Raw genomic sequence first — 12,679 nt, forward strand, 5'->3', positions numbered from 1 at the left:
CCGCGGTGACGGTCTGCGGCGGCGGACGGGCCCGGGCCTGGGCACGCGACCAGAGATCCACACTGACGCGGGATCGCCACCACCTACGGGCGATCATGTGGAGTCGCTTGCGCGGGACTCTATGTTGACGTCAACCTCGACTTCGAGAACGATGACTCGCGACGTCCCGAGCCGAGCGGGCAGCGGCGCCTTCGCCGTCGAGGAGCCGGTCAAGCCGCGCCTCGATCCCGTGAGCGCGACCTTCGCTGGAACCGGATAGGAGACAACCTCGTGGAGTCCGAGGTAAGTAACGCCCGCCGCATCCGCCAGCTCGCCGACGAGCATCCCGACGAGATCGCATTGCGGCATATCGCGTTGGAGGGTGGTGAGCCGGCGTTCACCTGGGCATGGCTGGACCGGCGGTCGAGCCAGCTCGCCGCCGCGCTCGTCGAGCGCGGCCTCGACCTGGGCGACAACCTGGCACTCGGTCTGCGCAACACGCCTCAGTTCGTGGTGGCCGCGCTGGCGGCCTGGAAGGTCGGCGCGGTACCGGTACCGGTGCGCTGGGACGTACCCGACTGGGAGCTGGCCCGAGTCCGAGAGGTCATCGCGCCGCGGATCTACCTGAGCGCGACCGACCTCGACTGGATCGACGCGACGGCACAGGCACCTGTTCCGGAGCTGCCTGACAGGGTCTCACCTCAGGTGAACGGCATCTGCAGCAGCGGCTCGACCGGCACGCCGAAGGTGATCCTGACCAGCCGGCCGTCGTTGTACGACGAAAGGCTGGCCACGCCGTTCGCACAGTCGTGGGGACCGGTGCCCCGTCCCCAGACGATCCTCGTGCCCGCGCCGATGTACCACGCCAACGGTTTCACGACCCTGCACAACCTGCTCGGTGGTGACCAGTTGGTCCTGATGGAGAAATTCGACGCGACGCGTGTCGTCGACGTCATCGAGCGGCACCGGATCAGTCACTTCACCGCCACGCCGACCATGCTCCAGCGGATTGCCGACCTCCCCGGAATCGACGGCCGCGACCTGTCCAGCATCCACTGGATCATGCAGGGCGCGGCGCCGATGCCGGCTTCCCTGGTGCACCGGTGGGCGAAGCTGATCGGCGCCGAGCGGATCCTCATGGCCTACGGCATGACCGAGGGACTCGGCCTCACCGCGCTACGCGGCGACGAATGGATGAACCATCCCGGCAGCGTCGGCCGCGGCTTCGCCGGCACCGAGGTACGCGTCCTCGATGCCGACGGCACCGAACTGCCCTCCGGCGAGGTCGGGGAGATCTACCTGCGGTCGGCCTCCTCTCGCGGCTACCAGTACCTCGGCAATGCCCCCCGCATGAAGACGACGCACGACGGCTTCCAGACCGCCGGCGACATGGGCTATCTCGACGCCGAGGGCTACCTCCACCTCATCGACCGACGCGTCGACCTCATCATCACCGGCGGCGCCAACGTCTACCCCGCCGAGGTCGAGGCCGCCCTCATCGACCATCCCGACATCGCCGACATCGTCGTCGTGGGGCTCCGCGATCCCGAATGGGGCCGCCGCGTCCACGCCATCATCGAACCCACCCACCCGGGCGCCCCACCGGCCGCGGCCGAGATCATCGGCTACGCCAAGAGCCGCCTCGCCCCCTACAAGGTTCCCAAGACCATCGAGATCGTCGACGCGATCCCCCGCAGCGAGGCCACCAAGGTCAACCGCGGCACCCTCGTCCAGGCCCGCGGCGGCTGAACCGCCCAGCCGTTCTTCCACACTTCTCCCAGGAGGCCGTCATGTCGAGATCCATCGCGTTTCCGGTGTTCGACGCCGACAATCACATGTACGAGACCACGGACGCGTTCACCAAATACCTTCCGGCGACCCACGCCGGGCTCGTGAAGTACGTTGAGGTGAACGGCCGGACGAAGATCGCCCTCAAGAACACCATCTCCGAGTACATCCCGAACCCGACCTTCAACGTGGTCGCGCCGCCGGGAGCGCAGGAACTCGAGTTCCGGTTGAAGAACCCGTCGTCGAAGACGAAGGCCGGCGACATCGAGGTCGCCCCGCCGCCGCGGCACGTCCCGTCGATCCCGGCCTACTTCAACCCGGCGGACCGCCTCGAGCTCATGAACGAGCTCAGCATCGATCGGGCGATGATGTGGCCGACCCTGGCGAGCCTGCTCGAGGAGCGCCTCGCGGACGACGCCGAGGCCACCGTCGTCGTGGTCCGAGCGTTGAACCAGTGGATGCACGAGCACTGGACGTTCAACTTCGAGAACCGGATCTTCCCGACTCCGATCATCACGCTGCCGCTGCTGGACGAGGCGATACGGGAGCTGGACTGGGTCGTCGAGCGGGGCGCGAAGGCGATCCTGGTCCGTCCCGCGCCCGTCCCGAGCGACAGCGGACGGCGCCGGTCCTTCGCTCTGCCGGAGTTCGACCCCTTCTGGAAGCGGGTCGAGGAGTCAGGCGTCGCCGTCGGCATGCACGCCTCCGACGACGGATTCCAGCGTTACCTGAACGAGTGGGAGGGATACCGTTCGGAGTTCCTGCCGTTCAAGACGAAGATGTCCGCCTTCACCGCGGTGGTGGCCAACGAACACCGCACGATCAAGGATGTCGTCACGTCGATCATCGGACACGGATTGGCGACCCGCTTCCCGAAGCTGCGCTTCATGCCGGTCGAGAACGGAAGCTCCTGGGTCCGCCCGCTGGTCGCGCAGTTCGAGAAGATCTACGACCGCCAGCCAGACCTCTTCGACGAAGACCCGATGGTGACCTGGCGGCGGTCCGTCTTCGTCCATCCCTTCCACGAGGAGGACGTCCTGGGGCTGGTAGACGTCCTGGGCGCCGACAATGTGCTCTTCGGGTCCGACTACCCGCACCCGGAGGGCCTGTTCGACCCGGTCACGTTCATCGACGAGATCGACGGCCTGCCGGAGCCGGCACAGCGGAAGATCATGGGCGGGAACCTGTCCACGATCATGGGTGTCGACCCACTGGCAAAGGTGCTCTGACGGTGATTTGACGCACCGGGTTGGAGGGTGAGTGGGCGGCATCGAAACTTTCCCGGTCCCGACCAAGATCGAATTTTCCGCCGATCACATCAATGTCAACGTCGACACCGTGCCGAGGCGCCGATGACCACCGAGACGACGACACCCCAATACAACCTCGCGACGGTGAACGAAGCCGTTGCCGAGCGGGTACCCGATCGAGCCTCGATCGTCTTCCGCGACCGGAGGTTCACCCACGCGCAGCTGGCCGCCCGCACCCGGCAGCTCGCGCACGTCCTGGCCGATCGCGGCCTCGGCGCTCGCCCGACGGGACACGGCGGACCGAGCACGCACGAATCCCACCAGGATCATCTCGCCGTCTACGCCTACAACGGCAACGAGTACCTGGAGGCGATGCTCGGGGCGTTCAAGGCACGGGTCGTCCCGGTGAACGTGAACTACCGATACGTCGCCGAGGAACTGCGCCACGTCCTTCGGGACAGCGCCGCGAAGGCAGTCGTGTACCACTCGGCATTCGCTCCGACGCTGGCCGAGGTGCTGCCCGATCTGCCTGAACTGCGGGTCCGGCTGCAGGTGGCCGACGGCTCCGGCAACGAGCTGCTCCCCGGCTCCGAGTGGTACGAGCAGGCACTCGCCCAGGCCCCCGCCACCCTGCCCGAGTGGGCGCCGGACTGGTCCCCCGACGACCTGTACCTCGTCTACACCGGCGGCACCACCGGGATGCCCAAGGGCGTCCTGTGGCGACAGGCCGACATCCATCGCACGGCCATGGGAGGACGGAACCCGCTCACCCGGCAACCGTGGCGGACACTCGACGAACTTGCCGAGTTCGCGGCGACGAACATCGCACCACAGGTGGTGCTCGCGGCGTCCCCGTACATGCACGGCGCCGGCCACTGGACGGCGTTTCTCGGCCTGAACCAGGGCGGGACCGTGGTGATCCAGGACAATGTCGAACGCCTCGACCCAGCCGACATCTGCTCCGCTATCCACCGGGAGAAGGTGACGTATCTCCAGATGATTGGCGACGCATTCGCTCGCCCGATCGTCGAGGAGATGGAACGCGGGAGCTACGACCTGTCGTCGCTACGCACGGTCCTGTCCGGCGGAACGGCGCTGACCCCGCCGGTGAAAACACGGCTGCTCGCCCGCATGCCCCAGGTGAGGCTCATCGAGAGCGTCGGATCGTCAGAAGGGGGCGGTCAGGCCGTACAGACGACTACCGCGGGCGGCACGAGTTCGACCGGCACCTTCTCGCCCACCGAGGGCTCTGTGGTCGTGTCCGCCGACTTCGCCCGGGTGCTCGGTCCCGGAGACGACGAGGTCGGCTGGCTCGCGAAGCGGGGCGACATCCCTCTCGGGTATCTCGGTGATCCGGTGAAGACGGCTCAGGCCTTCCCCATCGTCGCCGGCGAGCGGATGGTGGTACCCGGCGACCGCGCCCAGCGGCTCGCCGACGGCACGATCAAACTCCTGGGCCGCGACTCGATGACCATCAACTCGGGTGGAGAGAAGATCTTCAGCGAGGAGGTCGAGGCAGCGATCATCGCCCATCCCGACGTCTCCGACGTGGTGGTCGCCTCGCGGCCGTCGCAGCGATGGGGCCAGGAGGTCGTCGCGATCGTTCACCTGCACCGCGGCGCCTCCGTTTCCGAGAGCGATCTCGCTTCGGAAGCCGCCCGGCACATCGCCCGCTACAAGCTCCCCAAGGCCTGGGTGTTCGTCGACGCGGTCCAGCGGACGGCCGCGGGGAAAGCCGACTACCGCTGGGCCGTCAAGGTCGCCGCCGCGGCGAGTTGAACAGGCCGCGATGCGCCGGGCCGGCCGGATGCACCAACCTGGGACGTCGCCAGCGGTCACCACGGTCCTCCTGGGTGGAGCGTGTCGCAGCATGATCGCAACGACGCTACGTGGGGGTCTCGTAGGATCGGGCGTTGTGTCGTCCGAGAAGGCCAGGTCGTCCGGCGTGGGTTCGGGGGGCCGGGTGCGGTGGGGTAGCGAGACGGCGCTCGTGGATGACGATGAGGCGAGGCGTCGTCTGGTGGCGGCGGCGGGGCGGTGTCTCGTTGCTCGGGGCACGACGCGGCTGACGGTCGATGATGTCGCCAGGGAAGCCGCGGTGGCCAGGTCCACGGTCTATCGCTATTTCAGGTCGCGCGACGAGCTGGTTCTTGGTGTGATCCTCAGCCGTGTCGATGCCGGGATGCGGCGGGTCCTCGGGATGCTGGAGCACCCGGACGACGCGGCTCGGTCCGTCGTCGATCTGATCATGCATTCGGTCGGTCTGGTGGCGGGTGATCCGCTCAACGAGGCGATGTTCGCGACGGACAGCCGGTGGTTGGTCACCTCGCTGGAGTTGCGGTCCGAGGCGGTCGTCGACGCCTTCCACCAGCATCTCGGCCCGCTCCTGGCCCGGTGGCGGGCCGAGGGTCAGCTCCGAGGGGATCTCGACCTCCGAGAGACGAGCCGGTGGATGAACACCGTGGCCTTGCTGCTGCTGGGACCACCGTGGACGCAGCGCCCGGACCGGGCGAAGCGCGAGTTCGTCGAGAATTACGTCGTGCCCGGGCTCCTCCCCCGGCGCTGAGTGTCGGCGAGGAGCCGACCTTGGGAACCCCCTGTCGGTCAAGCCGTAGAGCCACTCGCCGGTTACACCCGGCACCTGAAGGACACCCGGCACCGAACGAAGTTCCGGGTAGTTGACGACGTTGTCTTCACTCTGATCACCCCGCACCTCCGGCTCCTCGGTGTCGCTGGCGCGGGCCGCCGCACCACGGCATCATGCGAAAGGATCGGACACTCTCGCAATGTTGTCCCATCCTCGGGTACGCTCCGGTCTCGGGTTGGGCGGCACGTCGCAGCCAGCGTTCACCGGCGTATCTCAATATTGACGTCAATATTTAATCGACACCCCTTGGCGACTTCGTGACGGACCGTTCCTGCCCCGCCGGGCACGAGCGGGGCCCGGCGGGAAGCCAGACGGGGCTGGCGAGTCGGTCTGGGCGGTGGCTGGTGCCGCCGTGGGATGAGGAGGTGTCCATGGCTGCCGCGGGAGATCTGGCCGCGTTGGAGGCTCGGTTACGTGCTGTCGAGGATGAGCGGGCGATCGGGCGGCTGATCCTGTCGTACGGCCCCGCGGCGGACGCGGGGTTCGCCGACCTGGCCGCGTCGGTGTGGCGGGAGGACTGCGTCTACGACTGGGACGCGAACGGCACGCCCTACGAGGGCCGGGCAGCCGTGGAGGCCATGCTGCTGACCGACGGACATCGGGGCCTGATCCACGCCGGAGTCGCCCACGTGGCGGGACCGCCGCTGATCGACGTCGACGGTGACACGGCGACCGCGATCACCTATTCGCTGATCATGCGCCGCGACGAGGCGGACGGGCGTTACTACCTGTGGCGGGTGAGCGCCGCGCGCTGGGATCTGACCCGCGACGACGGTGGCTGGGCGGTGCGACGACGGACGAACCGGCTGCTCGACGACACCGGGGCCGGCCGGGAGCTCCTCGGCGCCACCCTGCGGGAGCTGTCCGAGGCGGTCGCCCGATGACCGCCGGACGCCTGGCCGGGAAGGTCGCGATCATCACCGGCGCCAGCACCGGCCTCGGGCCCGTGATGGCGAAGCTCTTCGTCGAGCAGGGAGCCAAGGTGCTCCTCTCCGCCCGGCGCGAGGAGCTGGTACAGGAGGCGGCGGCCGCCTGCGGCCCGGACGCCGTCGCGATGCGGGCCGACGTGACCAACGAGGACGACGTGATCGCGATGGTCGCCCGCGCCGTGAAGGAGTTCGGGCAGGTCGACATCATGTGCAACAACGCCGCCGCGCCCGGCAAGGACACCTGGATCTGGGAACAGACCCTCGAGAACTGGAACGCCACGATCGGCATCGACGTCACGGCGGCGATGCTGTGCACCCGGGAAGTCCTCAAGCAGTCGATGCTCGAGCGCCGAACGGGCGTCATCCTCAACTTCTCCTCCACCGCGAGCTTCCGCGGCATGCCCCGCAAGACCCACTACGTGACCGCGAAGACGGCGCTGCGCGCCTTCACCCAGACGGTCGCCAACGAGGTCGGCCAGTTCGGGATTCGCTGCAACTGCCTCGTGCCCGGCAGCATCGACACCGAGCTGTGGCAGAACTGGGTACGGCGCACCGCCACCGAGCAGGGCATCGACTACGACGACCGCCGCGCGACGGTGCTGTCCGGGACGGCGCTGCGCGACATCTCCAGCACCACCGACGTCGCCAACACCGCGCTGTTCCTCGTCAGCGACGAGAGCCGCACCATCACCGGGCAGTCCATCATCGTCGACGCCGGCGGCGTGATGCTCGGATGAGCGGCGCACCCGCCCTGCAGCTGTCTGTTCCCACGCCCGTCGTCACGATGCTCCCCGGCGCCCACGCCCGCTGGGAGGAGACCGCCACCATCGACGACGTGGCCCGCATAGCCCAGGCCGCCGACCGGCTCGGCTACCACCACCTCACCTGCAGCGAGCACGTCGGTGTCCCGGCCACCGAGGCGGTCCGCCGCGGCGCCCGCTACTTCGACCCACTGGCGACCTTCGGCTACCTCGCTGCCCGCACCGAGCGCATCCGGTTGGCCACCAGCGTGCTGGTCCTCGGTTACCACCACCCGCTGGAGATCGCCAAGAGCTACGGCACCCTCGACGTGATCAGCGGCGGCCGCGTGGTCCTCGGTGTCGGTGTGGGCACGCTCAAGGAAGAGTTCGATCTCCTCGATGTGCCCTTCGCCGACCGCGGGGCACGGGCCGACGACGCGCTGCGCGCGCTGCGCGCGTCGCTCTCCCAGTTCACCCCCGCCTACGAGGGCGACTATTACGCCTTCGGCGGCCTCCTGGTGGATCCCTGCGCCGTGCAGGAACGGCTGCCCTTGTGGGTCGGTGGCCGCACGCCGCGGTCGCTGCGGCGGGCAGTCGCCCTGGCGGACGGATGGTGCCCCTTCGGCATCACCCCGGCGCAGGCACACGAGTGGATCCAGCGGGAGGAGCTCCCCGTGGATTTCGAGATCGTGCTGGGCCCGGAGAACCCGCTGGACCCGATCAAGGAACCGGATGCCGCGCGCGAAGGGCTCGCCGTGCTGGCCGCCTCCGGAGCCACCATCGCCTCCGCCAGGTTCGTCCACCACTCGCTGGCCCACTACCTCGAACAGCTCGAGGCACTCGCCGCCATCAACAGCCAGAAACAGACATCGTCGCAGAGAAGGGACGGGTCACATGGGTGACAGACTGCAGGGCAGGGTCGCACTGGTGACGGGCGCCGGAAACGGCGTCGGGAAGGGCTGCGCGCTCGCACTGGCCGCCCAGGGCGCGTCCGTCGTCGTCAACGATCTCGGAACCGACGAGTTCGCGCAGGGACAGAGCCGCTCCGCGGCCGACGGCACCGTCGAGGAGATCCGCGCCGCCGGCGGCAAGGCCGAGCCGAGCTACGACTCAGTCGCCACCGCGGCCGGATGCGAGAACGCGGTGCGCGTCGCCCAGGAGGCCTTCGGCCCCGTCGACATCGTGGTGGCCTGCGCCGGCGCGGTCTTCCAGGGCGACCTGGCCGCCTCCGACGAGACCTACCACCGCTTCGTCGACCTCTTCCTCTCCCAGAAGTTCTGGCTGGCGCGCGCGACCGTGGAAGGGATGGCCGAACGCGGCTGGGGCCGGTTCATCACCACCACCTCCGAAGGCGCGCGCGGAACCCTCGGCAATCCGATCTTCGCCGGAGCGATGGGCGCAGTGATCTCCTTCACCAAGGCCATCGCCCAGGAGTACCAACACCGCGGCGTCACCGCGAACTGCCTCGCACCCGGAGCCACCAGCCGACTCTCCCAACTCGTGGTGCCCCAGTTCGAACAGGCACACCGCGACGGAAAGATCAGCGACAAGATGTGGGAGGACATCCAGGCCGGACCCGGACCGGCCAGCCACATGTCCCCCATCGTCGCCTGGCTCTGCTCCGACGTCGCCGCCTCCGTCACCGGCAAGGTCTTCAACAGCGGCGGCAACAAGATCAGCGTCTGGTCCCCCTACCGCGACGAACGCTCCATCTTCCGCGGCGACCCACGCACCTCACCCCCCTGGACCCAGGAGGAACTCGACGAACTGGTGCCCAGCCAACTCCTGAACGACACCCTGTAACCCGCCGCCGTCACCTTCACCTGCCGCTGAAACCTCGTTCAGGACATTCCTGTGGCTGCCCAATACTTGTCTTCGAGGGCCTGTGGGGTGCGAATGGACGGTCAGGGGTGCTGAGCTGGTCGAACGCGTCAGGGATCATGCGGGCCATGGTGTCGACCGTCGTGTTCCTGCTGATCCGTAGGCTGCTCGGTGCGGCCGGTCTCGGTGGTCGGCCGGACGAGAAGGACGTCGAGATCGCCGTCCTGCGCCATCAGATGGCGGTGCTGCATCGCCAGGTCGCCCGGCCGCGGTACGCCCCGTTCGATCGGATGCTGCTGGCCACCCTGGCCCAGCGACCCTGCCGCGGCCACCAGCCACGCGGGCGCCACCGACCCGCCGGCCAGCGTCGCCGCCCATGGCGGGCACAGTTCCCCATACCCGCCAGCGACCTGACCCTCCCGGGCTGGGCGCCTCAGGTCAGCGCCGAGGTGTCCACACTCGCCGCCCGCCGCCGCCAGATCACCGGCACATCTATGCCGACGCTGCTCGATCCCGACGACGCGGCCGTGGTGCTCGCGACCCAGACCACAGACGGAATGTGCGCCGCGCTGCTCGTGGCCACATTCCTGGCCGGCGGAGACCCAGACAGAGTCGACATCGCCGCCACCCCCAGGTGCCGACGCCCGCGACCGGACAAGGCCTCACGCAAACGGCCTGGCACTACCCGCTCGCCCGCGGACGGGTGACCGTGGTACGGATCACCGGCCTCGCCCCGCACATCGAGCGAGGTTTCAGCCTGGCGACGTTCGGGATCGGCGACGTCCTGCGGGCCGTCCGCTCGGCCACCGCCCAGCTGCCAGCAGGCCAGCCACGCACCGTCGACGTACATCTCACCGGCGGCTACAAGGCCGCGCTGCAGCACACGCTGGCACTCGCCGAGATCCTGCGGTCGACCGCCTACCCCGACAGCGTCGAGGTCACCGCCTGCTACCTGTTCGAGCAGACCGCCACGCCGGTCGCCGGCGCCCAGCCACCGCCCCTCACCGAGATCGGGCTCCGCACCTGAACGGCTCCTCACCCTCGACGCAGTTACATTCGCCAGGCCGTACGTGCCGTTCTTCATCGAACTCGATCGCCGCGCAGCTCCAACCGGCCGTGCGTGACTACCGGGCTTCCGGCGGAGTCCGCTTCGAATGCGTAGCGGAACGGACCGGCCTCGTAGATACCGACCCGCAGATCATCACCGACGAAGGCCGGTGAGGCGAACCGCACCGCGACCCGCTGGACCCGGTCCGGGTCGCCGCCGGCCACCGCGTCGACGAGGCCCTGCGCACACAGCGCCATCGTGCACAGCCCATGCAGGAACGGCCGGTCGAATCCACCGCGACGGGCGGCGGCCACATCGAAGTGGTGATCCGACCAGTCCCCCGACACCTCCGCGTACCGGCGCGGCATGTCGGCGTCCACCGTCACCGCGTACTCCCCCACCGGGCGCTGCCGTGCGTCGGCAGGAAAGGAATGGTCGGGAACGGGCGGTCCGATCGCTCCGCAGGTGGCATTCAGGTAGACGGTCGTCCACAGCTGCTCGGCGACAACCTCGCCACGCCCGTCCAGCGTCGAGTAGCGCAGCGTGACAAGCGCATTCCGACCCACTGGCCGGGCCGCGAAGCCGTGCACCCAGGTCCGCAGCGGCTCGCCGGGGACCAGCGGCCGGTGCAGCACGACATCGTGCTCACCGTGCACCCCGCCCGAGGCCGACGCCTGTACCTCCCTGCCGACCAGCGCCCCTCGGCCGGCCTCCTGCGCCGCCCAGATCTGGGTCACGATCGCGACCGCTGGCACTGCCAGGCCGGCCCGCGTCCGCGCCGACCGATCACCGGTAGCCACGGCGTAACGCCGGATCAGGTCGGCATCCAGAGATCCCGGAAAAGGCCCCGTCGACTCCCCGACAAACACTCCAGCCTCGGTCATCCGAGCACCGCCCCGCCTCTCATGCGGAACTACTGGTCAACACAGGGCGCTCGGGGTCGAGCCCACCCGACCGAAGTCGGCCCTGGTGCGCTCGATGACGAACTTCGCCTGCACTCGGGCCTGCACTGGCTCCACGTCACGCTCCTACTCGACGGCCAAGGCCAGCTGCGGGCCGACCCGCACCAGGTCGAAAGTCGCCAGTCGGCCTCGGCCAGCTCTACGAGGCTCGCGACCGAGACCAAGGCCTCCTACAAGACCACGGAACTGTGGGTCTACCTAGCCATGGTCGTGGCCGCGCTCATCGCCTCCAACGCGGTCGACACCACCTCCGGCCACGACGACTACTTCCGCGCCGACAAGGCCTGGTTCTACACCGTCCTACTTACTCGTCGCCACCCGCCAACTCGCCCTCGCTGACGCCAGCCACGCGAACGATCACCAGCAGACTCACCCCACAGCCCGCCACCGGCCGCCACAACGGCCACGACTGTGATCCAGCCCTGAACACAAGATCACGCCCACCCAGGGCTCACCACGATCAAGCGCAGGCAAGATCATCATTTAGCGGATCCAAACATGCAGTTCACAGACCTGCGCGCCGGCCCACTAGTCGGGAACCGAAAGCCGCACCCGCGGATTAAGAGCCAGCTATATTAAATGCCGGAACGTGCCGAATAATGATGGAAAATGTTTATGTCGTCGCAGTTCTCAAAATTCTTGTCGGCGTTTTTTGATACCGGCTGTTGGCCCGTGCCGGTCAGTGTTAGCGCGTCCACGCCCAATCCACGCCCACAACGGTCATGGCCAGCGCGGGCTGTCCGCATCCGCCGCTCACGCCGCATGCGCACATCAGGAACAGCTGCGGCCGACCGCACGCGGTCTGCACCCTCCCCCACTCGACATCGCCTGGCAGCCCAAAAGACGCGGCCCAGACCCACCGCACGCGCCTGCCCAGCCCCGACGACAACAGCGCAGCCGATCAGACGCATCGACCGCTCCGGTGGTCTCCCCCACGCATATCAAAGGGACGCGATCGGGCGCTGACCAGCGAAATCGCATACTTGCGCCCTTCGGGCCCGCCAGCAGTTCGTGCCACTGAAATTGGACCGGACCGAATCACCATGTCTGCGAATGGGCTGGTGCCGGCGGTCGTCACGGAGTTCACGCCAGGGCCAACTTCAGTGGCACAGACCGACAGGCTGTCGGCCGTTACCACGATCGTGACGAGCAAGGCCTGTCGTCGAATCTGACCCGCCCTGGCCAGGCTTGGATGTGGGTCATCTTCGCTGTCAATGGACACCCACCTCCGCGATGCCACCTTCGGGTGGTTATGGCGCAGCTCCCCTGCCTCCTCCCAGGTGCCGCCGCGTCCTCGACGAAGCCACAGGTCCAGGTGGAGCGCCCCCAGCGAAGCGAGGACGAAGGATCTGGGCCTGCGGCGAGCGAGGACCACACCCGGCTGCGAGGAGGGTTGGGGGGGCGGGGTCAAGACTCGTTCACGATCAAGCCCGTTGAAGATCGCCAAGTGGGGCCAGTGTCATGCACAAGTGGGACCACCGGGCGTGCCCATAACCGCACGTAAGTTCCTGCCCG

General features: G+C 68.3%; 12 protein-coding genes. 11 read left to right on the forward strand and 1 reads right to left on the reverse strand.

All coding sequences use genetic code 11. From position 1 onward, the window contains the following. The first annotated feature begins 270 nt into the window (after positions 1–270). The 10 genes from FRCN3DRAFT_RS0224165 (at position 271) to FRCN3DRAFT_RS0224210 (ending at position 10,181) form a co-directional block, all read left to right on the forward strand. Positions 271–1,728 carry a class I adenylate-forming enzyme family protein gene (locus tag FRCN3DRAFT_RS0224165; RefSeq protein ID WP_007510908.1) on the forward strand — a complete coding sequence of 486 codons (1,458 nt, stop codon included), beginning with the start codon at positions 271–273 and terminating at the stop codon, positions 1,726–1,728. A gap of 41 nt (positions 1,729–1,769) precedes the next feature. After that, entirely contained in the window at positions 1,770–2,996 is a 1,227-nt protein-coding gene (locus tag FRCN3DRAFT_RS0224170) for an amidohydrolase family protein (protein WP_007510907.1), read from the forward strand. Positions 2,997–3,119: 123 nt separating this feature from the next. Then, positions 3,120–4,796: an acyl-CoA synthetase gene (locus FRCN3DRAFT_RS0224175; protein WP_007510905.1), complete on the forward strand. Its 1,677-nt coding sequence runs from the start codon at positions 3,120–3,122 to the stop codon at positions 4,794–4,796. Positions 4,797–5,037: 241 nt separating this feature from the next. After that, positions 5,038–5,583, forward strand: coding sequence for a TetR/AcrR family transcriptional regulator (locus FRCN3DRAFT_RS0224180; RefSeq protein ID WP_007510904.1), 546 nt, complete (start codon positions 5,038–5,040; stop codon positions 5,581–5,583). Positions 5,584–6,035: 452 nt separating this feature from the next. Then, a complete protein-coding gene (locus tag FRCN3DRAFT_RS45970; RefSeq protein ID WP_007510903.1) occupies positions 6,036–6,548 on the forward strand; it encodes a nuclear transport factor 2 family protein in 513 nt (170 codons plus the stop codon). Beyond that, positions 6,545–7,330: an SDR family NAD(P)-dependent oxidoreductase gene (locus tag FRCN3DRAFT_RS0224190; RefSeq protein ID WP_007510902.1), complete on the forward strand. Its 786-nt coding sequence runs from the start codon at positions 6,545–6,547 to the stop codon at positions 7,328–7,330. The genes FRCN3DRAFT_RS45970 and FRCN3DRAFT_RS0224190 overlap by 4 nt, the downstream gene beginning before the upstream one ends. Then, on the forward strand, positions 7,327–8,235 hold the full coding sequence (locus FRCN3DRAFT_RS0224195; protein WP_007510901.1) for a TIGR03619 family F420-dependent LLM class oxidoreductase: 909 nt from the start codon (positions 7,327–7,329) through the stop codon (positions 8,233–8,235). Before FRCN3DRAFT_RS0224190 ends, FRCN3DRAFT_RS0224195 begins: the two co-directional genes overlap by 4 nt. After that, a complete protein-coding gene (locus FRCN3DRAFT_RS0224200) occupies positions 8,228–9,136 on the forward strand; it encodes an SDR family NAD(P)-dependent oxidoreductase (protein WP_007510900.1) in 909 nt (302 codons plus the stop codon). Before FRCN3DRAFT_RS0224195 ends, FRCN3DRAFT_RS0224200 begins: the two co-directional genes overlap by 8 nt. Positions 9,137–9,282: 146 nt before the next feature. Continuing rightward, positions 9,283–9,861 (forward strand): hypothetical protein, encoded by a 579-nt coding sequence (locus tag FRCN3DRAFT_RS55280; protein ID WP_198536029.1) that lies wholly within the window; start codon positions 9,283–9,285, stop codon positions 9,859–9,861. Further along, a complete protein-coding gene (locus tag FRCN3DRAFT_RS0224210; RefSeq protein WP_007510898.1) occupies positions 9,858–10,181 on the forward strand; it encodes a hypothetical protein in 324 nt (107 codons plus the stop codon). Before FRCN3DRAFT_RS55280 ends, FRCN3DRAFT_RS0224210 begins: the two co-directional genes overlap by 4 nt. A gap of 53 nt (positions 10,182–10,234) precedes the next feature. On the opposite strand, the gene FRCN3DRAFT_RS0224215 is transcribed toward FRCN3DRAFT_RS0224210, so the two are convergent. Further along, positions 10,235–10,939 carry a MaoC/PaaZ C-terminal domain-containing protein gene (locus tag FRCN3DRAFT_RS0224215; protein ID WP_232794126.1) on the reverse strand — a complete coding sequence of 235 codons (705 nt, stop codon included), beginning with the start codon at positions 10,937–10,939 and terminating at the stop codon, positions 10,235–10,237. Positions 10,940–11,107: 168 nt separating this feature from the next. On the opposite strand from FRCN3DRAFT_RS0224215, the gene FRCN3DRAFT_RS55285 reads away from it, so the two are divergent. Next, positions 11,108–11,503, forward strand: a complete 396-nt coding sequence (locus FRCN3DRAFT_RS55285; RefSeq protein ID WP_007510896.1) for a hypothetical protein — start codon at positions 11,108–11,110, stop codon at positions 11,501–11,503. Positions 11,504–12,679 lie beyond the last annotated feature (1,176 nt).

The sequence above is a fragment of the Pseudofrankia saprophytica genome, assembly GCF_000235425.2.
Classification (GTDB): domain Bacteria; phylum Actinomycetota; class Actinomycetes; order Frankiales; family Frankiaceae; genus Pseudofrankia; species Pseudofrankia saprophytica.

Bases quoted from the DNA above. Each gene is read 5' to 3' on its own strand.
- FRCN3DRAFT_RS0224190 (WP_007510902.1), top strand. From the start codon at position 6,545: ATGACCGCCGGACGCCTGGCCGGGAAGGTCGCGATCATCACCGGCGCC.
- FRCN3DRAFT_RS55280 (WP_198536029.1), top strand. From the start codon at position 9,283: ATGGTGTCGACCGTCGTGTTCCTGCTGATCCGTAGGCTGCTCGGTGCG.
- FRCN3DRAFT_RS0224175 (WP_007510905.1), top strand. From the start codon at position 3,120: ATGACCACCGAGACGACGACACCCCAATACAACCTCGCGACGGTGAAC.
- FRCN3DRAFT_RS0224170 (WP_007510907.1), top strand. From the start codon at position 1,770: ATGTCGAGATCCATCGCGTTTCCGGTGTTCGACGCCGACAATCACATG.
- FRCN3DRAFT_RS55285 (WP_007510896.1), top strand. From the start codon at position 11,108: ATGCGGAACTACTGGTCAACACAGGGCGCTCGGGGTCGAGCCCACCCG.
- FRCN3DRAFT_RS45970 (WP_007510903.1), top strand. From the start codon at position 6,036: ATGGCTGCCGCGGGAGATCTGGCCGCGTTGGAGGCTCGGTTACGTGCT.
- FRCN3DRAFT_RS0224200 (WP_007510900.1), top strand. From the start codon at position 8,228: ATGGGTGACAGACTGCAGGGCAGGGTCGCACTGGTGACGGGCGCCGGA.
- FRCN3DRAFT_RS0224195 (WP_007510901.1), top strand. From the start codon at position 7,327: ATGAGCGGCGCACCCGCCCTGCAGCTGTCTGTTCCCACGCCCGTCGTC.